Source organism: Syntrophorhabdales bacterium, assembly GCA_035541455.1.
Taxonomy (GTDB): Bacteria; Desulfobacterota; Syntrophorhabdia; order Syntrophorhabdales; family WCHB1-27; genus JADGQN01.
The window spans coordinates 1-22,186 of the sequence record DATKNH010000142.1 but is presented as its reverse complement, the minus strand read 5'-3'; the positions used below and the strand labels follow the sequence as shown (position 1 = coordinate 22,186).

The following is a 22,186-nucleotide window of genomic DNA, read 5'->3' as shown; positions in this document are numbered from 1 at the left end:
TATGCTGCTCGGCTGCGGCCTGGTGGGCGGTATCATGCGTAACAACGGTCGCCACACCGCTGCTGAGGAGATGCTGGCTATGTCGGGAGGGGATCTCTTCCGGATCACCGACCAGACGTCGCTCCACCGGAACATGGATTTTCCCGCGCACCGCCACGCCTCCATGTACAACTCGTCTATTATTGAGCCTGTGGTAAAAAAGTTCCTTCTCGATAAAGGGGTCGAAATACGGCTCATCACGAGGATCGATGATGCAGAAATGAAGGACGGCCTGATCAAGGCCGTCACCGGTAAAACGAAGGAAGAAAAGGTGCGCATTGAAGGTGACGCTTTCATAGACACCACGGGTACGGCTGGTCCTCCTGCCCAGTGCACCAAATATGGCAACGGCTGTGCCATGTGTATCCTGCGCTGCCACTCGTTCGGTGGGAGGGTAAGCCTGGCGGCAAAATGCGGCGTTACCGAAATGATCGGAAAAAAAGGGGACAGGATAGGAGCCATGAGCGGCGCCTGCGAGTTGCACAAGGAAACGCTCTCTCGTGAAATCGTTGAAACACTGGACAAAACCGGCGTCGTGGTCATCCCCATTCCTGTTGAGCTGCAATCGAAAGGTAAGCTCGAGATCAAGGCGTGTCAGCAGTATGCTCTTCCGGAATTCAGCGACAATCTCGTGATCCTGGATAATGGGCACGCTAAGTTAATGGTCCCGTTTTTTCCTCTCGAAGCAATCAGAAAGCTTCCCGGCATGGAGCAGGCGCGCTATAAGGATCCGTACGCAGGCGGACAAGGTAATTCCATACGGTACATAGGCATGGCGCCACGGGACGATGCTCTTAAAGTCAAAGGCGTTGAGAATCTTTTTTGTGCCGGTGAGAAGGCAGGACTTCTGGTCGGCATCACTGAAGCCATGGTCACCGGAGAACTGGCCGGCCATAATGCGGCCAAGTGGATCAAGAAAGAGAAGCTCCTTGTCTTTCCTGACACGCTTGCCGTAGGTGACGCGATAAGCTATGTCCGCACCAGGATGGAGACTGAAGAAGGTCTCGGGTATAAATATACTTTTTCCGGATCGGTCTATTTCGACAGGATGCTCGAGAAAAACCTATATCTTACCGACCCCGAAGAAATAAAAAAGAGGATAGAAAAGGCAGGAATGAAGGGCGTCTTTGCCTGATTGAAGCGGCAGGGCCGCTCAGAAGATAGTCAATAAATCACTCGGGGGGACTTATGGTAGAACTGACTGCAGCGCACTGGATCTATGCTCTATTCGTTATCCTCGTCCTCGTTGCAATGGCGTTCAGGCTGGATACGCCGCTCATATGCATCATCGGTTCCTTCGTGCTCTCGTGGGTCATCACCGGGGATCTGGTGAAAGCCGTGCAGGCCGTTTTCAATTCGGTCACTGTGGCCTTCAGCGAGCTATTGGGGATTGTCGTTATCATCGCCCTCATCGTCTCTATGGCGAAAATGCTCGAAGAATGCGGCCTCGCAGAGATAATGTTTCGCCCTGTCAGGCGCATGATGAAATCTCCCACGATCGCCTTCTGGGTGATGGGCGTTGTGATCATGCTCGTGGCCTGGGTTATCTGGCCCTCTCCTGCGATCGCGCTCGTCGGCGCTCTTCTCTTACCGGCAGCCGTGGAGGTAGGACTGCCCCCCATCAATGCCGCAATGGCTATCAGCATGTTCGGCTATGGTTGCGCACTGACCACCGATTTCATCATACAGGGCGCGCCCGGAATCACTTCCAAGGCCTCCGGTGTACCCGTCGCTGACATCATGGCAAAAAGTCTTCCCATGCTCATTGTGTGGGGAGTGATCGCCTTGCCTCTCTCTTTCCTGGCAGTGAAGAGAGACCTTAAGGCGCTTGGCGGAAAAATGGTTAAATGGGCCCCCTTTGAAATCTCGGCAGAGGACGTGGCCGAAAGAGAGAGGTGGACCAAGGCTGCTCCGGGTTTCAAGAAGGTCGCGCTCTGGATCATTGCTATCATGTTCGCTCTCGATGTAATCGGCATGCTCTACTTCAAGCTTCGCGGAGGCGATGCTACAGCGCTTCTGGGCGGTACCGTCGGTCTGATCATGGTGATCGTGGGCCTCGGGGTTTACGGGAGAGAGGGCTTTGGAAAACTGGCAGACCATGCCCGCGCAGGCTTCATGTTCGGCGTACGCATATTCGCCCCGGTTTTTCTCATTGCCAGCTTCTTTTTTATGGGCGCACCCGGAACTGCCAAGGCGGTCTTTGGCGAAGGGGCAAGAGGGCTTCTCTTCGATCTCGGCCAGGCGCTGGCCAACGCCGTTCCGTTGAGCCGTGTACCGGTGGCTATCGTCCAGGGCCTGGTTGGAGGCATTACCGGGTTGGACGGCTCAGGCTTCGCAGGGCTGCCCTTGATGGGCACACTGGCCCAGGCATTGGGAGGACCTACACACCTTAGTGTCGCAACCCTCGGCGCATTAGGACAGTTCTTTGCGGTCTGTGTTGGGGGAGGCACGATCATCCCCTGGGCTGTTATCCCGGCTGCAGCTATTACCGGAACGGATCCTGTTGAGATCGCGCGGCGCAACCTTGTTCCCACCCTGCTCGGATTTGTCGGCGTCGTGATCGTAGCCATTTTCATGTTATAAATGGGGCTCGCGTCGCCCCCTCCCGCGGCAAAGCCGCCGGAGTCTCCCCCTCTCGCTCGCCGTGCTCGCTAGATAGATTCCCAAGGCGCAGCAAGAGAGGGTCAGGGAAGCAGAGACTTGCTCGTGGGAATCTATTTAGGAGGGACCTATGATCGCGTATAAGAAAATACTCTTCTGCACCGATTTCTCTTCCTATGCGCAAGCGGCTCTGCCGTATGCTGTCGATCTCGCAAAGAAATACGGGGCAACACTCCACCTCCTCCACGTCTACCAGGACGCAGGCCACATCGCTGAGTTCGAGCTCTCCTCTGACACCAAGAGCGACTATGTCCGCGTCGCTCACCTGATGGGCAAGGAGATGGAGGAACGCCTCGATGCGCTCTGCCAGCGAATCGTCGAAGAGCTCGGCTCCTGCGAGCGCAAAATGGTAAGAGGTAAGGCCTACATCGAAATCGCCCGCTACGCGAGAGAGATGGGTATAGACGTGATCGTGATGGGAAGCCATGGTTTGAGCGGGCTGGAGCACGTCCTGTTCGGAAGCACGGCGGAACGTGTGCTCCGGGAAAGCCCTTGTAACGTACTGATCGTAAAAAAGGGTGCTGCGGGCTGACCGGCAGTTGAAGGAAGTCACGCCCTGTGTGAGCCGTGCTCCCGGGAAACGACGAGGCCTGTACACATCACTAGAAGCACATAAATCGTCACCGGCCATATTGGATGCACGAGTCCGCGAAGCCCGAGCACAAAATAGAGCGCGAGCATGGCAGGCGTTCCGGCGAGGGCCACGAAAGCCCATGTGCCAGGAATTCTTTTGACGACCCAACCAAAGAAGACAACATAAACAACTGCACTCATAAGTACTGCCAGAAACGTAATCTCTTTGAGGATGTCTCTCACGAAAAAACCGAGGAGAAGAGACACGACCCCGATACCCACCGTGGTTAATCTCGATGCGACGACGAGCTTTCTGTCACTTGTGACCCCCATTAAAGGGCCAATATAGCCTTTCACTGCGATTGTAGTCGCGGCCATCAGGTAGGGTGAACCGGCGCTCATCAAGGGAGCCCATACGGCAATCAAGAAGAAGACGCCGATCGAAGCAGGGAGAAGCTGCAAGAGAGCAGGCAGAGCCGAAAGGCTTGGTTCGTTTGGAAAAGCATCCTTGGCAACGATGCCGCATAGTGCTGCCATCATCACAACGGGTATGGCGATGAGGTTGCCCGTGATGATACCGACCTTTCCCTCCCTCGGGCCGCGGGCAGACGAAGCCGTGTTAATCACGGGCTGCGCCAGCAGAGCCAACGTGACATTGATATATGCCCAACTCAGCGCCTGAGCAGCACCGAGGTCGCCGAACGGCTGAAAATAATGTGCAGTATGCACCATGCGTGAAAGAGCGCCGGTATTGACGATCAAATAGATGCCACCCAGGAAGATCCCGAAAATCATGGCGCCAATGTGGATGAGGTTTGTATAGGCGGTTGCGACAAAGCCACCTGCAGCATTGTAGAGCGTAAAAACAATGGCGGTCAGCAGCATGCCCTGTCCAAAGCTAAGGTAATCCTTCAGAATAAACGAAAGAATTGCGCCGCCGCCTACAATATTCATGGTTATCACCCATACCATGAAGACGAATTGGAGCAAGCCCGCGAGCTGAGCCGTTCTCTTCCCGTAGAGACTTCCCACAATGTCGATAATGGAATAGGTTGTTCTTCCCTGGATGATCTTTTCAAAGAGCAGGGCGGTTATAAACATGGCAACCCAAATACCTGCCTGGAACCAGAGAGCGCTGATGCCGTGAATATAGGCACCCTGCGCCATTCCCACGACGGAAACTCCGCCGAGCCAGGTGCCTGCGATGAGCACCGAAACTAGAGGTACTGACAGGCTTCGCGATGCAACGAGGTAGGCTTCACTGGAGCGGGACCTCTTCGTCACGAGGAAGCCGGTCAGCCAGAGCAGAAATACGTACGCGAGTATCGCGAAAAAATAGGTGCCTTTCATGCAGGCCCTATCTCTTCAATATTGCGTCCAGTCTCTGCTTGAATGCCGGTTGCATGCCCAGCTCTGCAACGAACCGCCGCTCCTTGTCCAAATGCGTGCCAAGGCCGGAAAAGAGTGAGAGATTCGTCAGTTCTTTGAACCTGCTAATGGAATCGAAAGGGAGCGCCTTAAGATCACGCACCAGCGTTGCGAGCTTCGCATCGAGTTCGGCATCGTCGAACACGAAATTCACGAGGTCAAGCTCCATGGCTTCTTGCATCTCTATGTTCCGCGACAGGAGATAAAGCTCGTTGAACTTTTTTGCGCCGACCAGTCTGGACAGAAACAGGCTGCCTCCACCATCGGGCGAGAGACCTATCCTGCGGTATGCCATGTTCATGATCGCCTTTGTTTCGGCCACAGTGAGATCGCACGCAAGCGACAGACTGAGACCTGCTCCAAAGGCAAGCCCCTCGACAACGGCAATCACAATGGCGTTGATGTGCCTGATCTTCTGTATGCCCTTGTGGAGATAGTCGGCCATGGCATCTATCTGGGCATCGATCCGCTCGCTCTGCCTGAATTCCAGGATATCTCCTCCCGCACAAAAGGTCTTTCCCGCACCGCGTAGCACAACGACGGCTGCTCCCTGGGCTTCTGCTCGCGCGAGAGACTCGGAAAGGCCTTTCAGCAGTTCAAGGCTCATTGCGTTCTTTTTCTCAGGCCTGTTGAGCGTGATTGTGAAGACTCCGTCAGCAAAAGTTTCCAATACAACGTCCATAGATACACCTCCAGATATATTGTGCAGGCCGGTCTACCTACCAGCAGGAAAGATCACTTGTATCATTAAACAAGCGGGAGACTTTTGCAAGACAAAATTGGCGCCGGCAAGCAATTTCTGGATGCTGATTGGTTTATTCTGTTCTTCGGGTTGATCGGTTGATGGTCAGCGCTTTTCCGTCTTGCCTTTCAACGCCGCTAGATCTTTCGATCCGGTGTACCACATCGCCACGCGCAGCTCTTCCCGCAGTTTATCCACGTTGCGCACGACCTCATCGACAGAGATATCGGCCCATTTCAGGAAGGGGAGTGCCATTGCAACCAGGTGGGCACCTGAAGCCAGCGCGCGAGCCATATCGATACCTGTCCTGATGCCACCCGATGCGATCAGGAGCTGTTCTTCTCTGAGGAACTTCCTGCCTGCTATAAGCACATCCAGTGTGCTTCTTCCCAACCGTTCAAAAAGGCTGAAGTCGAGGCCCCTGATATTTCCCTCGATACGCGCCCAGTTCGTGCCTCCGACTCCTGCCACGTCGACACCAGTGAGTTTCCGGGAACCCGCCCATGAGAGCAGGGCATCGGCCAGACCGAACCCAACCTCCTTGAGCAGCACGGGGTAGGGGAAGTTCTTAAGGAGCGCGTCACATTCTTCCAGGACGCCGGTGTAATCGGGATCCCCACCCTTCTGCACTATTTCCTGCAGCGGATTCACATAAAGGATGATGGCGTCGGCTCCTATCGATTCGACGGCGCGCAGCAGATAATCCCTTCCCTTCTTCACGTGGGCAAGCGCGAGATTGGCCATAAGGGGAATAGACGGCGCATATTTCCGCACCAGGTAAGAATCTGACGGGGTACTGCCTTCAAGCATCGCTTTCTGCGAGCCCACGGCCATCGCTATGCCCAGTCGCTCGGCAGCCTGCGCCAGGTGCCTGTTTATTCTTTCGGATAGACGTCCACCGCCGGTTATCGGAGATATCACCAGAGGCAGCGAGACGGGCTTACCCAGAAAATGTGTGCCGGTCCCAATCTCGCTCGCAGAAAAATCCGGGAATCCCGCCGTGAGTGTCACCTCTTCGAGGCCGTTGGTTCGCGAAGACTCCACGGGCTGACTAAGGCAAATCTCTATGTGCACATCTTTAATGGCGCTGAATTCTTTTTCCGTTCCCATGGCTGATCAATGATTTGAAATCCAGGTATTACGTGGTTCCCAGAGCGACAAGTCGCTCCGCAGCGCGATAAGCGTCGCTCAGCGCCGTTGGATGTTTGTTTATGGCGCCCTTCTCGTCAATACCCAGAAAGCTCAACGTTTCGTCTTCTGGAACACTGATCGTCCTGAAGAAAGCCCGCGCAGTCGTTTCTGAACACTGGATGCCTATCTCCTTCTTCATTCCGCCAACAACGAGGAGAAGCCCTTTTCTTCCGCAGGTCCCTCCTGGAATAGGCTTTTTCAGAAGATATTTTTCGCACCAGAAAGACTGGCAACGATCAATTACTGTCTTGATCTGTGCAGATAAACCGAAGAAAAAAACAGGAGAGGCAAGGATGATTCGATCAGCGTCACGTATGGCCTGGTGTATCTGGACCATGTCATCCTTGATGACGCACTCCCCTGTTTTTTCGCAGCCCCCGCAGTCCTGGCAGGGCCTTATGTTCATGCTGTTGAGGTCAAAGCGCCTCCATTCATGGACTCCATGACCGGCAGAACCCGGGACGCCCCCGTTGTCCAGTCGATCCGAACCGCCGGAAGCCCTCACAGCCTTTTCCGCCTCGGCGAGGAGTACGTCTGTATTTCCACCTTTTCTCGGGCTTCCGTTGAAGACAACGACCTTCACAAGAACTCCTATTTGCCGAACTTCAATGTAACAATCTCACCTTTCTCGTCCTGCTTCACCTTTACTTTGATTTCAAGGCTGCTGTCACGGATTCCTACGGCGAGGGGCAATTCACCTTTCTTCCCTTCGATATGGGTTATCTCTCTCAGGGCCTTGATCGCCTTCTTCCCGATATCTGATCCCGGTGACGGCAGCTCGGCATCCTTATACTCCGCTATGACCTTGAGCGAGGCGCCCTGCTTCGAGATCGAGATCTGTTTTGCTCCCATGTTTACGCCATGAAGCACGGCAAGCGCAATCCACTTGAGGGCCGCTTCCTCTTTGTCCGCGTCGTTTTTCAGCAGAGACATTTCTTTTAGAGGATCAGTCTGAGCGTAGCAGTCGCAGAGTTCCTGTACTTTGAGGTGCAAGTTTGTCATGTCTTTCATGGCACGCCTCCTTCATTGGCATTCTTAGTATGATCTATATGGTCCCAAGCCCCGGCTGTAGCAGTAGTGTAAACATAATCATAATGACCCTGTAAATGCAAGGTGGACGCTTTGCGGCGGTTGCCGGTAGTCTGCTCAAGTGCTATAATTCTTCGGGAGAACAGACGGTTTCTTGCACGAATTGGCCATCACGCAAAACATAGTTGACATTGTCCTCAAGGAGGCCCCTGACCGCAAGGTGAAGAATATTACCATCGTGATAGGGGAACTCGCGGGGATAATCGAGGACTCGGTTCGTTTCTGTTTTGATCTGGTGGCTGCAGACACCTCGGTCAAAGGGGCTGCACTGACGTTTCAGCGGGTCCCGGCCCGGATTCGATGCAACCAGTGCGACTTTGAATTTAAAATGGACAACGGGGATTGGGCCTGCCCTCGCTGCGGAAATCTTGGCGGCCAGGTAATACAAGGGCGTGAGTGCTACGTGGAAAGTATCGAGGTGGAGGATAATTGATGAAGGTGAAGATAGTTAAGAATATCCTTGACGCCAACGACCAGATGGCCCTTGAGAACAAGAAGTTCTTCGATGCAGCCGGCGTGCTCGCGATAAACATCATGGCATCTCCGGGCGCAGGAAAGACGAGCCTCATTCTCAAGACAATAGATCTCCTTGGCCTGCCTGTGGCGGTGATAGAAGGAGATATTGCGTCCAGTTTCGATGCGGAAAAAGTGGGAGCAAAGAGAGTGCCGGTCGTCCAGATCAATACCGGCGGTGCATGCCACCTCGACGCTGCCATGATCCGGAAGGCTGTCAAGAAACTGAGCCTCAAAGGTGCGCGCCTGCTCTTTGTAGAAAATGTAGGCAACCTTGTCTGCCCCGCAGATTTCAAGCTGGGAGAGAGTGCAAAGGTGGTGGTAGCTTCGGTGCCAGAAGGAGATGACAAGCCGTACAAGTATCCGGGAATGTTTTCCGCTGCCACAGCAGTTGTGCTCAACAAGATCGATACGCTTCCCGTCATCGACTTTGATATGCGACGCTTCAAGAAGGGCGTGCATGCGGTCAATGCGGCTGCACCCCTATTCGAAGTCTCCTGCAAGACAGGAGAAGGTCTGGATAGTTGGATAGAGTGGCTCCGGAAGCTCGCCAACTGAGGCATATCTCTGTCCGGGGCGTTGTCCAGGGCGTCGGCTTCCGCCCCTTCGTATTCAAACTGGCTCACGACTGCGGCCTCACCGGCTGGGTTCTCAACACAAGCAGTGGCGTCGAGATAGAAGTTGAGGGGACAGAAGCGTCAATAGAGCTGTTCCTTGGCCGCCTGGTGAGCGATGCTCCGCCCCTTGCGCACATAGAAGGGCTGCGGACCACGACGCCGCATTCCGCTGGCTACACCTCCTTTGAAATCAGGGAAAGCCAGCAGGATGAGGGCTACCAGCTAATCTCGCCCGACATCGCCATCTGCCATGAGTGCGCCGCGGAGATCTTCGATCCGCGCAACCGGAGATACCGCTATCCGTTTACGAACTGCACCAATTGCGGCCCTCGCTTCACGATCATCTCAGATATCCCCTACGATCGCCACAATACAACCATGTCGGCGTTCCAGATGTGTGAGTGCTGCAGGAAAGAGTACGAGGATCCTCTCAACCGCCGTTTTCATGCGCAGCCGAATGCGTGCCCGGTCTGCGGACCCAGGGTCTGGCTGGAGAACGAAAGAGGCGAACGGATAGAGTGTGATGACGCGATCAGAAAAGCCGCCTCCCTGCTCAACGCAGGTTCTATCATCGCAGTCAAGGGACTCGGGGGCTTTCACCTGGCATGCGACGCTTACAGCCAAACAGCGGTCAGCACCTTGAGGGATAAAAAGAATCGGCCCGACAAACCTTTTGCCGTCATGATGAAGAGCCTGGACGATGTAAACAGGGAGTGTGTGTACGATCACGAAGAGGCGGCACTGCTCTCATCTCCCCAGGCCCCTATAGTGCTTCTTGATTGGAGGCAGGAGTCACGGCTGGTGCGAAATGTGGCACCGGGCAACAGGTACCTCGGCGTCATGCTGGCCTACACGCCTCTGCATCTTCTTCTTCTTTCTGATTTCTCCCGATCGCTTGTAATGACCAGCGGCAACATCACTGAAGAACCTATAGTAAAAGATAACGAGGAGGCAAAACAGCGGCTGAAGGGCCTTGCCGACTATTTTCTTCTCCATGACAGGGACATCCATTCCCGCTACGACGACAGTGTGTATATGGTCGCACAAAAAAAACCGCAGCCCCTGAGAAGAGCAAGAAGCTATGCGCCCTTCCCAGTCAAGCTTCCCTATCACGGCACGCCTCTCTTGGCAGTGGGCGCCCAGGAAAAGAGCAGTTTCTGCGTCACGAGAGGCGAATACGCCTTTGTGAGCCAGCATATAGGGGACCTTGAAAACATTGAGACCCTGGAACACTTTTCAGCAACGATAGATCTCTACAAAAAACTCTTCAAAATAAAACCTGAGCTGGTTGCTCACGACCTCCATCCGGACTATCTCTCCACCCGCTATGCGCTCGAACAGAAGAGGGGCACACCTGTCGTCGGCGTGCAGCACCATCATGCCCACATCGCCTCCTGCATGATAGATAATGGCGTAACAGAACCGGTGATCGGTGTCGCGTTTGACGGTTCGGGGTTTTCTCCTGACGGCACTGTTTGGGGTGGAGAGTTTATTGTCTCGCGCTTCAATGGATTCGAACGGGTCGGACACATGGAGCCGCTTCCCATGCCGGGAAACGAGCTCGCCATAAGAAGACCGTACCGGCTCGCTGTAGCATACCTTCACCGGCTCTTCGGCTCTGCGCCGGACCTGCCTTTCGCCAGGGCCATCGGCGAGGAGGAGCAACGCATCATCATCAACCAGTTAGAGCAGAGCATCAATACACCCTTGACATCCTCGTGCGGACGCTTATTCGATGCGGTAAGCGCCTTGCTTAACATTCGTAAGAGAATTACCTTCGAAGGGCAGGCGGCGATTGAGCTTGAGATGGTATCAGAGCAGAGAGGAGACGCGCAGAGCTACGCGTACGGCATGACAAAGCGTGGCGACACCTGGGAGGTACTCCTCTCGCCGCTCCTGGAGGGGATTATCGGGGATCTAGGTTTCGGAGTACCTGCGAGTGAGATAGGATTACGATTTCACGAAACCATTGCTCGGCTTATACGCGACGTGGTTACGCGCGTCTCCGCAGAGACCGGGATCTGCCGCGTCGCCCTGAGCGGCGGCTGCTTCCAGAACCGGCTGCTTCTGAGAAGGACCCTGCCGCTTTTGCGCCAAGCCGGGCTTGAGGTGCTGCTTCACCATCAGGTTCCCTGCAATGACGGCGGTATCTCCCTGGGCCAGGCTGCCATCGCTCATGCTATGCTGGCTTCATTCATATAGCTTCCGGGTACCCACGTCAGCGATGGCCCACGGATGTAAAGCAAATCCTAATATCGAATATCTAAATCCTAAACAACTTCAAATATCAAATGTTAGAAATTGGAAGAAAGAGCCCGGGCGGATTTGGAATTTTGGTCATTCGATATTGTTTAGGATTTCGATAGCAGGATTTTGGGGGTTCTCTACCGTCCCGGTTGTACCAGCTTGCCAAGTATCGTATAGTATAGAACTATGTGCCTTGCTGTTCCCGCGCTCATTACTAACATCCAGGAGACAATGGCCGAAGCCGATCTTGGCGGAGTCGCCACGCGCGTAAGCCTTCTCTTTACACCGGAAGCAAAGGTCGGCGACTACGTGGTCATGCACGCGGGCTATGCCATAAGCGTCCTCGACGCAGAAGAAGCAGAAGAGACCCTCGAGCTCCTCCGGCACATGGCACAAGCCGATGCAGTCGATTAAAGCCTTCCGCGACCCCGAATTGGTTCGCAAACTCACGGAGCGCATCGCCGGTTTATCCCGTACGCCATTAAGAATAATGGAGTTCTGCGGTACTCACACACACGCCATCTGTAGATACGGCATTCGGGAACTATTGCCGCCGACCATCGAAATGTTCTCCGGTCCCGGCTGTCCTGTCTGCGTAACAGACCAGGCCGACATCGACTATGCCATAGCGCTTGCAAGAGTGCCCCAGGCAATCATAACGACGTTCGGCGATCTTCTCAAGGTTCCCGGAAGCAGCGGCAGCCTTCAAACTGCGTCTGCAAGCGGAGCTGCCGTAGAGGTCGTTTACTCTCCTCTCAATGCAGTCGACTTTGCTGAGAAGAACCCGGAACGTCCAGTCATCTTTCTGGGTGTGGGTTTCGAAACCACGGCCCCCATGGTTGCAGCCTCAGTTTTGGAGGCAATACGCCGTGGCCTTAGTAATTTCTACGTATACTCCATGCACAAGCTTACACCACCCGCCATGCGGGCAATACTGGACGCGAAAGAGCTCAGTCTTGGTGGTATTCTCTGTCCCGGCCATGTAAGCACGGTAACCGGATGGCACGTGTGGGATTTTCTTGCTGACGCGTATGCAATTCCTGCAGCGGTCGCGGGCTTTGAACCGACAGACGTGCTCTGGGCAATCGCGGAAATAGCGGCACAGCACGAGTCGTGCCGTGCAGAAGTAACCAACACCTACCCGAGAAGTGTGACTGCGTTGGGCAATATCGCAGCGCAAGAGATGATGAAGCAGGTTTTCGAGACCGGTGCGGCTGCATGGAGAGGCCTCGGTGTCATTCCGGAGAGCGGTTTGACCCTCAAAGCAGAGTATCAAACCTTCGATGCGGCAAAAGTGTTTCAAGTTGATCCCGGAGAAACAATCGTGCAGGAAGGCTGTCGCTGCGGAGAAATCTTACGCGGCATCATGAAGCCTGCGGAGTGTCCTCTCTTCAGGCGGGCTTGTAACCCGGCGCAACCGGTCGGGCCTTGTATGGTATCGGCAGAGGGGACATGCGCAGCCTATTATGAGTACGGATGATCAATGGCACCGCATAAGATCCTAAATTCGAATATCGAAATCCTAAACAATGTCCAAATTCCAATGTTCCAAACCATCCTATTCACCGTTTTGATATTCGGTCATTTGATATTGTTTGGAATTTGGAGCTTAGGAATTAGAAATTCTTGTCTACCACCTCTGTCTAGCGGGTTCATGCTATGGATGAAAAACTAATAGTGCTTGGTCACGGAAGTGGTGGTCTGCTCAGTCATGAGCTCGTGGAAAAGGTCTTTCTGCGCCATCTCGGCAATGCGGTCCTCTCGCCGCTGGAAGATTCAGCCGTTTTCGAGTCTCCCGACTCACTGCTTGCCTTCACTACCGACAGCTATGTCGTGAAGCCGATTTTCTTTCCCGGTGGCGATATTGGCAGGCTAGCTGTCTGCGGGACGGTAAATGATCTATCCATGAGGGGAGCCAGACCTCTTTACCTCAGTGCAGGATTCATCATCGAAGAGGGCCTGCCTGTCGATGAGCTAGAGAAAGTCGTCGCTTCGATGGCGAGAGCAGCAGACGAGGCCGGGGTCAGCATCGCCTGTGGCGACACAAAAGTTGTGGAAAGACATGCAGCAGACAAACTCTTCATAAACACATCAGGCGTGGGAGTGCTGGCGCGAGGTGTCACCATTTCGGCGAGCAACGCGAAGCCGCAAGACAGTGTGATTGTAAGCGGCACTGTAGGCGATCACGGCATTACGATCCTGAGTCAACGGCAGGGGCTTCAGTTTAAGGCTTCTACAACAAGTGATGCTGCCCCGCTGAACGGACTGGTGCAGGAAATGCTCGCCGGCTGTCCCGGTATCCACGCCATGAGGGATCCGACCAGGGGTGGGCTTGCTACAACGCTCAATGAGATAGCAAAGAGTTCGCGGGTCGGCATCGAGATCGAAGAAGAGAGTATCCCCGTCTCTGGTCCCGTAGATCGGGCGTGCGAGATGCTGGGCCTCGACCCTCTCTACCTTGCAAATGAAGGGAAGCTTGTAGTGATGGTTGCGAAAGAAGAGACAGAGCGTCTTCTCGATATCATGCGAAACAACGTATACGGCCGCGCTGCAGCGGTGATCGGTAGAGTCACGGCCGAGCGGTCCGGCCGGGTTTTTGTGCGAAACCCTTACGGCATCAAGAGAGTTATCGAAATACTCGCCAGCGACCAGTTCCCGAGAATCTGTTAAGAATAGGCGTAAGGTTCAAGGAAGAAGGTTCAAGGCGAGTTTTGGCTGCACTCGGCCTTCTTCATCTCTTTCTTGCCTTGCGCCTTGTTCCTTGTTCCTTGATCCTTGTTCCTGGGGCCTTAATCCTTGAGCCTTGTTCCTTGAGCCCGTCTCTAGGTAGTAAACCGTCCCACTGTCGACTTTAATTCTTCCGCAAGCCTGGAGAGCTCATTAGCGGACGCTGCCGACTGTTCTGATGCTGCAGCCAGTTCTGTGGTAAGCCGGGAGACAGAGTCGGTGTTCCTGGCGATCTCGTCAGTAGTCGCCGATTGTTCTGCGGCAGCTATCGCGATCTCATTTATCTTCTGGCCGACCTGTCGCACCATATCGACGATGTCATCCAGCGCTTTTGCAGCGCCATGCGTCAGCTCAGCCCACTGAGCAACCTCTTTTGTACCCGTCTCCATCGACGAGACTACTACAGCGGTATCGGTCCTCATCGTCTCGATGACCACGCGAATCTGTTTCGTAGCGCTCGTGGTGTGTTCCGCGAGCTTCCGGACTTCAGCCGCAACGACGGCAAAGCCTCGTCCTGCTTCTCCCGCGCGGGCAGCTTCGATTGCAGCGTTGAGTGCGAGCAGGTTTGTCTGGTCGGCGATATCATTGATGATCCCCACGATGTCCCCGATCTGGCCGGAATTCTTCCGGAGCGACGCAACCACGGTTCCCGCCTCTCTCACTGACTGTTCGATCCGGCCCATACCTTCAAGAACGCTTGCGACGACTCTCCGCCCCTCTGCGGCAACCTCTATCGTCTTCGTAGCCAAGCCGGATGTTGCCTCCGAATTTCGCGCAACTTCCGTCACCGCCTGGCTCATTTCTTCGATGGCGGTAGCGATTTGCGTCGTCTCGCTGCTCTGTCGTTCCGCCCGTTGCGCCGATTCCAGGGAGACGATGGAGAGTTCCGCCGCGGCCGAAGCCAGGAGGTTTGTAACCTCAGACATCTTGCTCACTATCCCGTGCAGCTCGCCAATGAAGGTGTTAAACCATCGGGAAAGAGTGCCAATCTCGTCATTGGTATCGACATCGAGCCGCTTCGTCAGATTCCATTCCCCTTTTGTCATGTGTTCAATCATAGCGATAGCCTTTTTGATGGGCGCCAACAGCACTCTGGCCACGTACAGGCTCATGACAAGCGAACCCGCAAAAGCGATGATTGCCACAATCACAAACGCCTGAGACACGGAGTTAGCTCCGGCCATGGCTGCCTGGTAACTCTTTTCGCTCAAGACGTATTCGTGCCGCATGAGGTCTTGGAGGGTCTTCACGACCAGCTGGAATTTTGATTCCGCATCAAGCATAGCCTTGGTAGCAGCCGGATTATCGATGCTTGCCGCACCGGCAACCTGGGAAGCAATCTTCCTGTATTCACCAAGTCGCACAAGGGCAAGCTGGTACTCGGCCTTCGCGTCAGCGTCCGTGGCATTCTCAGCAGCCAACTTCTGCATGAGTTTAGAGGTTTCGTCGATGACATCGAGCTGGCTCTTTGCGAATTCTTCCACCTGTGTCTTTTTGTAACCGGCAGGGCCAAGGCTCAATGATCTATAGAGATTCGCGTGAATACGTCCTATGTCCCCGATGACCTGAGTACCACTCTGGTAGCTGCGAAAGCGGCTCGCAAAAATATCCTCTATCGCCCTTTTCTGGGCAATAAGCCCCTTGTAAGAGAGCACCGTGCACAAGACAAAGAAGAACGTCACGACCAGCGGCGGCAGCAGTACCTTCCGCTGCATATTAAGGTTTCCCAAGGATGTGCGCACGTTATCCCCCTGCGCGGTGTCTAGGACAGCTCCTGCCGACCTTTTCTTTTGGCGAGAGCCTAATGATACCGATCACATGGTAATTATCGCTTCAACGAGGGTTTGCTTAAATCCCGGATCCGTGCCACACGAGCGCATGACCGGTACAATTTTATGGGGCGACGCGAGCCCCCCGGATGGAATTCCATCTAGCGAGCACGGCGAGCGAGAGGGGGAGGCCGGGGCACCCGTGTGCGGGTCGGGCTTTGCCCGAGGAGGGGGCGACACGAGCCCCGTAATAGATTTCCAGCACTACTGTGGAATTCTATCTAGCGAGCACGGCGAGCGAGAGGGGGAGGCTCCGAGGGCTTTGCCCGAGGAGGGGGCGACGCGAGCCCCCCATAATTGACATCAATTAGCCCCTGTGTTACATACATCCTCTATGAATGAACCTTTAGTGCGGCCTTTTAAGGGGCTTCTTTACAACAGGCGAACGATAGGCGATATCAGCCGATGCGTCTGCCCTCCCTACGACATCATACCGGACCCCAAGATATATTATGAACGAAGTCCTTTCAACGCTATCAGGCTTGAAGTCCCGGTGGCCACGTCTGCCACATCCGAATACGATGCAGCAGCGGGGACGCTTGCAGCGTGGGTTAGCGATCACGTACTGGAAGTCGACGAAAGGGAAACAGCCTATGTCTACGAACAGGAGTTCGTTCTCGACGGCATAACGCACACCCGGCGGGGCTTCATTCCCCTCGTGAAGCTCAGCCCGGACAGCATCCTCACCCATGAGCAGACGAGGAAGGCGGCACGGGAAGACAGGGAAAAGCTTATACGGAGACTTAAGACCTTTACCAGCCTGGTGTTTGCGTTGTACGAAGACAGAGAGAAAGAGATCGAGAGACTGATTGCCTCTGCCGACAAGGAACTGATCTATTCCTTCACCGATGAACTCTCGATCCAGAATCGGTTTTACAGGGTGAGGGGTGAGAGGGATCTGGGCGAATTTACCGCCCTCATGGAGGGCAAGAAGCTGTATATTGCGGACGGTCACCACAGGTTGAGCGTCGCCTACAAGCTTGGGCTTTCTTACGTAGCAATGTATTTAACTGATATGCATTCGGAAGGCATCGTGATACTGCCGTATCACAGAGTAGTCAGGTCAGAATCCGGGTATAGGCTCAGCAGCCTGCTGGATGCGGTCAAGGGCATCTTCAGGGTGAAACAAGTTGCGCTCACGGGTCCTGAAACGCTCACCAGCGCTCTCCGCGACCTCTCAGGCACAAATCCCTCCTTCGCCCTTTTTAGCAAAGAGGATACGGCGCACTTGTATGTCCTCTCCCAGGAAAAGCCGTTCTTCAGGGACGTTGCTGTCCCGGAGACATTAAGAAAGCTCAACGTAAATATCGCACATTCAGGCGTTCTGAAGGGGCTGTTCGGTGTGAAGGAGGAAGAGATTTCATTCCCTCACGATGCTGCCGAGGCGTCCGGGCTCGTCTTAAGCGGCGCATACGATTTTGCCCTCTTTGTCCCTTCCACTACCGTGGAAGAGGTCAGGGACGTAGCCGATCATGCGCTCTACATGCCGCCTAAATCAACCTACTTTTTTCCGAAGATACTCACGGGTCTCGTATTTTATAGCTATGCTTGAGCATCCGGCTCCCGACGAGACCCTGACGCCCCTCTGCCATGGGCGACTGATCTTTATACAAAAAAAGGGAGCCTATCGATTCTCCATTGACCCCATCCTGTTGTCGAATTTCGTTGTCTTGAAGAAGCAGGAAAGAATGTTGGATATCGGCACCGGCTGTGGTATCATACCCGTGTATATGTCAAAGCGTTATCCCGGAAACAGCATCACGGGGGTAGAAATTCAGAAAGATCTTTTCGAACTCGCGAAAAAAAATGTCCTCCTCAACAAATGCGAGAATCTCCACATCTTACACGGAGACATCAAAAATGTAATGACAAAAATTGACCGGCCGTTTCACGTAGTCGTGGCAAATCCGCCCTACGTGAAGAAGCAGGGTGGACGAAAGAGCCCTCAACGTTCCCGTCACATGGCCCGCTACGAATACTCTCTTGACTTAGACTCCCTTTTTACCGTTTCTGCCCGCCTTCTTTATACCAAGGGACGGCTATATCTGATCTATCCTGTAAAGAGGCTGGCAGAACTTGCTTCCGTCGCCTCAGCCCATCGAATCGAACCTCGCCGCCTCAGGCTTGTGCATCCCAGAGCTGGCGAGCCTGCCAACCTTTTTTTGATCGAATGCATGAAAGGCGGAGGCACCGAACTGAAGGTGGAGCCGCCCCTCTACATTTACGAGGATCGTGAATATAGTAACGAAGTAGCATCCTACTACGCCTGAGGATTATGGGGAACATCAGCGATATCATAGGTCAGGACCTGGCCCAACTGGAGCAGTCTATTGATAGACTACTCACAACAAAGGTGCCCTTCATCAAGGAGGTTGTTCACCATATCGTAAAATCGGGCGGGAAAAGAATACGCCCCACACTCGTCATTCTGTCGGCCAAAATGTGCGGCGCTACGGATGACCGGCATATTCCCTACGCAGCCATCATCGAGTTTATTCACACTGCCACGCTTCTCCACGATGACGTGGTTGACAATGCAAAAATCAGGAGGGGCCGCCAAACGGCGAATACGGTCTGGGGAAACGAACCCAGCGTGCTGGTAGGCGATTTCCTGTTCACAAAATCTTTTGACCTCATGGTACAGACCCAGAACGCGGAAATCCTGAAAGTCATGGCGAATGCCACGACGAAGCTGGCAGAAGGCGAAATCATGGAACTTCTCAGAACGTCGGACATCAACACGTCGGAAAAGGACTATTACGAGGTCATAGATAACAAGACTGCCGTACTCCTGGCGGCAGCCTGTGAAATAGGAGCCATTCTGGGTGATGTCGAGGTAGAGAAACGCCTGGCGCTTAGGGAATTCGGCTATCATCTCGGCATGGCTTTTCAGCTCAAGGATGATCTCCTCGATTATATTGCTACCGATTCCACGCTGGGCAAGAATACAGGCATAGACTTCAAAGAAGGCAAAGTGACGCTTCCGCTCATCCATGCCCTTCAATTTGCAGATGCCGCAGAGCGAGGGATCATAGCGACAGCTCTGCAGAAGAAAACAACGAGCAAGAAAGATTTTCAGAAAGTGAAAGAGATAATAGAAAAATATGGCGGGCTCGAATATACATCAAAGGTATCAGAAGAACATGTTGATAAAGCCAGAAGGTTCCTTTCTCTTTTTTCTCCTTCGCCTTACAAAGAGGCGCTGACGGAATTGGCCACCTATATCATCACACGACAAGCCTAAGCAAAAGCAGGTTGAGGCAAGAACAAGAACGAAGGTTGAGGGAGAGGAACCTGACACCTGTCTGCTCTCCATCTTTACCCTTGTTTTGGGCTTTACCCTGCCTTTGTTGCAGTTTTTACCTGGGTCCTCTGTCTTTCCTGAACTTTGTGCCGGCGACTATGACGGTGTACTCGCCTTTGATGTCCTCCGGGATGTAATCGGTCAGCTGGTCTGCGCGGGAACGCACAAGTTCCTCGTATATTTTTGTCATTTCTTTCGCAAGAACGACTTCCCGGTCCGGAGCCAGTTCGCTTATCTGCTCGATCGTGTCGGCCAGTCTTCTAGGGGACTCAAAGAAGATGACGGGGAAAGGCCTGGAAAGCAATTCCGCGATGATCTTTCTCTTTTTCCCCCTCTTCTGCGGAAGAAAACCGTAGAAGAAAAACCGGTCAGGGGATAAGCCAGAAATGGAAAGCGCGGCTATGACTGCTGAGGGTCCGGGCACGGCTCTCACATCGACCCCCATGTCCTGGCATTTTCGAACAACGATGTTGCCCGGGTCGGAAATGCACGGGGTGCCAGCACCTGAAATCAGCACACACTGTTTGCCGGTGGCTATTTGCCGCGCGATGGCGTCGGCTTTTCGCTCCTCGTTGTACGCGTTTATGGTTAGTATGGGCTTTCGTATATCCAGATGGCTCAACAGCTTGAGCGCGCGCTCCCGGTCCTCAGCGACAACGAGGTCCGATTCTTGCAGCACTTCGATCGCTCTCGCGCTGATATCCTTGAGATTTCCGATGGGGGTGGCCACCACATAGAGGGTACCTTTGTTTGCAGACATATCGGACGATAATTATACTAGTTTAGCAGCCGGAGGGAAAGGCTAAACGACTTGACAAGAATCACGAATTTTAAGAGAATAACACCTATGCGTCTGGTTTTACTTCTATCGATCCTTCTCCTCGTGATGCCGCTTACGGCCTTTGGCGGAGTGTACGGCTACACGGATTCGGAAGGGACGTTTCATATCACCAACATCAAACCTGCCGGCAAGGGTTACCGGATCCTCGTCAGGGATGCGGTCGGCGAATTACCCCTGAAAGGTAATTTCAATCAGTACGACGGTCTTATCAACCAGCACGCGCTTGCCAACGGTCTCGACCCGGCTCTGGTAAAAGCTGTCATGCTGACAGAATCAAACAGCAATCCGGCAGCCGTATCCCGCAAGGGAGCCCAGGGGCTGATGCAGATCATGCCTGACACCGCCCAGATCGTCGAGTTGAAGAATCCGTTTGATCCCGACGAGAATATACGCGCGGGTGCTCGCTACCTGAAGTTGCTGCAGGAAATGTTCAGTGGGGATCTCGAACTGGTGCTTGCTGCTTACAATGCAGGTCCCACGAAGGTGATCCAGCACAACATGAAAGTTCCACCCATAAGCGAAACAGTCAACTACGTTAAGCAGGTAAAGCTGCGTTACGATAGACTGAAGAACTCCCAGTGAATCAAAAGGATGAAAAGACATCTGTGTGGACGCTCCCGAACAGGCTGAGCATGCTCAGGATTCTTTTCATCCCCGCAATTATACTCCTGATCAGCTTTCAAAAGGATGCATACCTAAGGGCTTCCAGCATTCTCTTCATCATCGCAGGCATTACAGACGGCCTTGACGGGTGGCTTGCCCGGCGCCTCAGCATGACCACGAAACTGGGTCTCTATCTTGACCCGATAGCTGACAAACTCCTCGTATCGTCCGTACTCATCACGCTTTCCGCCTACGGCCTCGTGCCGCTTTGGGTCACTATTCTCCTTGTCTGCAGGGAGTTTCTGATAAACGGGCTGCGCTCGTTTTACGCGGTAGAAGGCGTAACTATTTTCCCGTCGTTTGCAGGCAAGCTAAAGACGACACTGCAGATCATCGGCATCGCCTGCGTCCTGTTCGGCCACATCACACCTTCCCCTTCCTTTCATTATATTATTCCCGCGGGCCATGGCCCGATGCAACAGGTAGGACTTTCTATTATATATGCCGCTCTCTGTTTCAGTGTTTATTCGGCTTACTGTTACATGCGGGCTATATTCCGACCCACTCAGACCTAGGGTCAAGTGAGGGCAAAACAGAAGCCGCAGTTGTTACAACGGCTCTGGCGGCCGTCATCCTTGTAAGACCCCTTCTTGCCGGCGGTGTTCCGGAGAATGAGATCCGTCCCTCGATGCTTGACGATATAATCGCGCGCCAGAGGCACTTTCCCCACGCCGCCGGTAATATCCACGGCGTATACCGGCATGCAAAGACCGGAGATGTCTCTACGCAATGACCTGACGAACGCTGTCCCGCTCTTCACTCCGACTTTGAAATGCTGAGCACCTGCGACATCATCCAGCTGAAATAGATAATAGGGTTTTATGCCTAGACGCACCAGTCGCTGAAAAAGCGCTGACAGGATGTACGGGCAATCATTAATCCTGCTGAGGAGGACCGTCTGGCTGATCAAAACGGCGCCCGCTCTTCTGAGGATGCCTGCAACCTCGACAAACTCCTTTGTGACCTCATTCGGATGATTAATATGAATGATCAGCCATATGGGAGCATGTTTCCGCAGGGCCTTTACATGTTCCGCCCGTATACCTTCCGGGAAAACCACGGGAAGCCGGGTGCTCACACGTATAATCTCGATCATTTTGATCGAACGGAGCCTCTCCAGTATCTGGGTAAACCGGGCTGGCGCAAGCATCAGGGGGTCGCCGCCCGAAAGAATAACTTCTGATATCTCCTTATCCTTTTCGAGATAGCGAAACGTCTCTTCCGACGATTCTTCCCATACGTGCCCCTTACCCACCGCTCTTTTCCTGTTGCAGAACCTGCAGTACATGGCGCACTCTGAACTCACGAGGAACACACCCCTTCGCGGGTAGCGCTTCAAAAATGACGGGGTGAGCCCAATCGTGGACTCACCCAGAGGATCGGATACACCGCCCGCCTTTAATTCCCGGGCTGAAGGCACCGCCTGAAGACGTATGGGACAGAGGGGATTTTCCCTGTCCATCAAGGAAGCGTAAAAAAAGGGGATCCTGAAGGGATAGACCTCTGCTACAGTATTGATACCGATCTGTTCTGATTCGCGTAGGGGTAGTATTCTTGAGAGTTCTTGGACGGTAGAGATAAAAGAGGGGGTAATAGAATTACCCCCTTTTCTCTCATCCAAGTTACTGGACTGGCACGAAAGCGTCTCTTCTATTCTGGGCCCAGCATCCCTCGTTGTGCTCAGTGCAGACGGGCCTTTCCTTGCCGTAGCTGATGGTATCG

22 protein-coding genes are annotated in these 22,186 nt (G+C 53.8%); 14 read left to right on the top strand and 8 right to left on the bottom strand.

Annotated features, from left to right (window positions below; all coding sequences use genetic code 11):
• From VMT71_15620 to VMT71_15610, 3 genes are all read left to right on the top strand, one after another.
• Window positions 1–1,174 (top strand): FAD-dependent oxidoreductase (locus VMT71_15620; protein ID HVN25402.1); only part of this gene is annotated, 1,174 nt, incomplete at its 5' end.
• A gap of 53 nt (window positions 1,175–1,227) precedes the next feature.
• A complete protein-coding gene (locus VMT71_15615) occupies window positions 1,228–2,622 on the top strand; it encodes a hypothetical protein (protein HVN25401.1) in 1,395 nt (464 codons plus the stop codon).
• A 148-nt stretch (window positions 2,623–2,770) separates the two neighbouring features.
• Entirely contained in the window at window positions 2,771–3,232 is a 462-nt protein-coding gene (locus VMT71_15610; GenBank protein HVN25400.1) for a universal stress protein, read from the top strand.
• Between the two features lie 17 nt (window positions 3,233–3,249).
• Here VMT71_15610 and VMT71_15605 read toward each other — a convergent pair whose 3' ends face one another.
• From VMT71_15605 to VMT71_15585, 5 genes are all read right to left on the bottom strand, one after another.
• The gene (locus VMT71_15605) at window positions 3,250–4,623 is read right to left on the bottom strand and encodes a hypothetical protein (GenBank protein ID HVN25399.1); all 1,374 of its coding nucleotides are present in this window, start codon (window positions 4,621–4,623) and stop codon (window positions 3,250–3,252) included.
• A 7-nt stretch (window positions 4,624–4,630) separates the two neighbouring features.
• Window positions 4,631–5,383, bottom strand: a complete 753-nt coding sequence (locus tag VMT71_15600) for an enoyl-CoA hydratase-related protein (protein ID HVN25398.1) — start codon at window positions 5,381–5,383, stop codon at window positions 4,631–4,633.
• Between the two features lie 165 nt (window positions 5,384–5,548).
• Window positions 5,549–6,553: a type 2 isopentenyl-diphosphate Delta-isomerase gene (fni, locus tag VMT71_15595; protein HVN25397.1), complete on the bottom strand. Its 1,005-nt coding sequence runs from the start codon at window positions 6,551–6,553 to the stop codon at window positions 5,549–5,551.
• A gap of 28 nt (window positions 6,554–6,581) precedes the next feature.
• Window positions 6,582–7,217 (bottom strand): flavodoxin family protein, encoded by a 636-nt coding sequence (locus VMT71_15590; GenBank protein HVN25396.1) that lies wholly within the window; start codon window positions 7,215–7,217, stop codon window positions 6,582–6,584.
• An 8-nt stretch (window positions 7,218–7,225) separates the two neighbouring features.
• The gene (locus VMT71_15585; GenBank protein HVN25395.1) at window positions 7,226–7,645 is read right to left on the bottom strand and encodes a hypothetical protein; all 420 of its coding nucleotides are present in this window, start codon (window positions 7,643–7,645) and stop codon (window positions 7,226–7,228) included.
• 172 nt (window positions 7,646–7,817) lie between these two features.
• Here VMT71_15585 and VMT71_15580 point away from each other — a divergent pair, with 172 nt between their 5' ends.
• The 6 genes from VMT71_15580 to hypE all read left to right on the top strand — a co-directional run bounded on the left by VMT71_15580 (window position 7,818) and on the right by hypE (window position 13,770).
• Complete coding sequence (locus VMT71_15580) at window positions 7,818–8,156, top strand: hydrogenase maturation nickel metallochaperone HypA (protein HVN25394.1); 339 nt, start codon at window positions 7,818–7,820, stop codon at window positions 8,154–8,156.
• Window positions 8,156–8,794, top strand: a complete 639-nt coding sequence (gene hypB / locus VMT71_15575) for a hydrogenase nickel incorporation protein HypB (GenBank protein ID HVN25393.1) — start codon at window positions 8,156–8,158, stop codon at window positions 8,792–8,794. Before VMT71_15580 ends, hypB begins: the two co-directional genes overlap by 1 nt.
• Window positions 8,770–11,055, top strand: a complete 2,286-nt coding sequence (hypF, locus tag VMT71_15570; GenBank protein HVN25392.1) for a carbamoyltransferase HypF — start codon at window positions 8,770–8,772, stop codon at window positions 11,053–11,055. The genes hypB and hypF overlap by 25 nt, the downstream gene beginning before the upstream one ends.
• Window positions 11,056–11,286: 231 nt before the next feature.
• Entirely contained in the window at window positions 11,287–11,514 is a 228-nt protein-coding gene (locus VMT71_15565) for a HypC/HybG/HupF family hydrogenase formation chaperone (GenBank protein ID HVN25391.1), read from the top strand.
• Window positions 11,501–12,580 carry a hydrogenase formation protein HypD gene (gene hypD, locus VMT71_15560; GenBank protein HVN25390.1) on the top strand — a complete coding sequence of 360 codons (1,080 nt, stop codon included), beginning with the start codon at window positions 11,501–11,503 and terminating at the stop codon, window positions 12,578–12,580. Before VMT71_15565 ends, hypD begins: the two co-directional genes overlap by 14 nt.
• A 179-nt stretch (window positions 12,581–12,759) precedes the next feature.
• Window positions 12,760–13,770 carry a hydrogenase expression/formation protein HypE gene (hypE, locus tag VMT71_15555; protein HVN25389.1) on the top strand — a complete coding sequence of 337 codons (1,011 nt, stop codon included), beginning with the start codon at window positions 12,760–12,762 and terminating at the stop codon, window positions 13,768–13,770.
• Between the two features lie 152 nt (window positions 13,771–13,922).
• Here hypE and VMT71_15550 read toward each other — a convergent pair whose 3' ends face one another.
• Window positions 13,923–15,569: a methyl-accepting chemotaxis protein gene (locus VMT71_15550; protein HVN25388.1), complete on the bottom strand. Its 1,647-nt coding sequence runs from the start codon at window positions 15,567–15,569 to the stop codon at window positions 13,923–13,925.
• A 436-nt stretch (window positions 15,570–16,005) separates the two neighbouring features.
• Between VMT71_15550 and VMT71_15545 the strand changes: the two genes are divergently transcribed.
• Genes VMT71_15545 through VMT71_15535 form a run of 3 tightly spaced genes read left to right on the top strand, consistent with a single transcriptional unit; the run spans window position 16,006 to window position 18,900 of the window.
• Complete coding sequence (locus tag VMT71_15545) at window positions 16,006–17,208, top strand: DUF1015 domain-containing protein (GenBank protein HVN25387.1); 1,203 nt, start codon at window positions 16,006–16,008, stop codon at window positions 17,206–17,208.
• Complete coding sequence (locus VMT71_15540) at window positions 17,129–17,926, top strand: methyltransferase (protein ID HVN25386.1); 798 nt, start codon at window positions 17,129–17,131, stop codon at window positions 17,924–17,926. Before VMT71_15545 ends, VMT71_15540 begins: the two co-directional genes overlap by 80 nt.
• Window positions 17,927–17,931: 5 nt before the next feature.
• Window positions 17,932–18,900 (top strand): polyprenyl synthetase family protein, encoded by a 969-nt coding sequence (locus tag VMT71_15535; GenBank protein ID HVN25385.1) that lies wholly within the window; start codon window positions 17,932–17,934, stop codon window positions 18,898–18,900.
• 115 nt (window positions 18,901–19,015) lie between these two features.
• Here VMT71_15535 and rsmI read toward each other — a convergent pair whose 3' ends face one another.
• Window positions 19,016–19,720: a 16S rRNA (cytidine(1402)-2'-O)-methyltransferase gene (rsmI, locus tag VMT71_15530; protein ID HVN25384.1), complete on the bottom strand. Its 705-nt coding sequence runs from the start codon at window positions 19,718–19,720 to the stop codon at window positions 19,016–19,018.
• A gap of 87 nt (window positions 19,721–19,807) precedes the next feature.
• Here rsmI and VMT71_15525 point away from each other — a divergent pair, with 87 nt between their 5' ends.
• Window positions 19,808–20,383, top strand: coding sequence for a lytic transglycosylase domain-containing protein (locus VMT71_15525; protein HVN25383.1), 576 nt, complete (start codon window positions 19,808–19,810; stop codon window positions 20,381–20,383).
• Window positions 20,380–20,979: a CDP-diacylglycerol--glycerol-3-phosphate 3-phosphatidyltransferase gene (gene pgsA, locus VMT71_15520; protein HVN25382.1), complete on the top strand. Its 600-nt coding sequence runs from the start codon at window positions 20,380–20,382 to the stop codon at window positions 20,977–20,979. Before VMT71_15525 ends, pgsA begins: the two co-directional genes overlap by 4 nt.
• Before the next feature lie 2 nt (window positions 20,980–20,981).
• On the opposite strand, the gene VMT71_15515 is transcribed toward pgsA, so the two are convergent.
• Window positions 20,982–22,186 (bottom strand): KamA family radical SAM protein (locus tag VMT71_15515; GenBank protein ID HVN25381.1); only part of this gene is annotated, 1,205 nt, incomplete at its 5' end.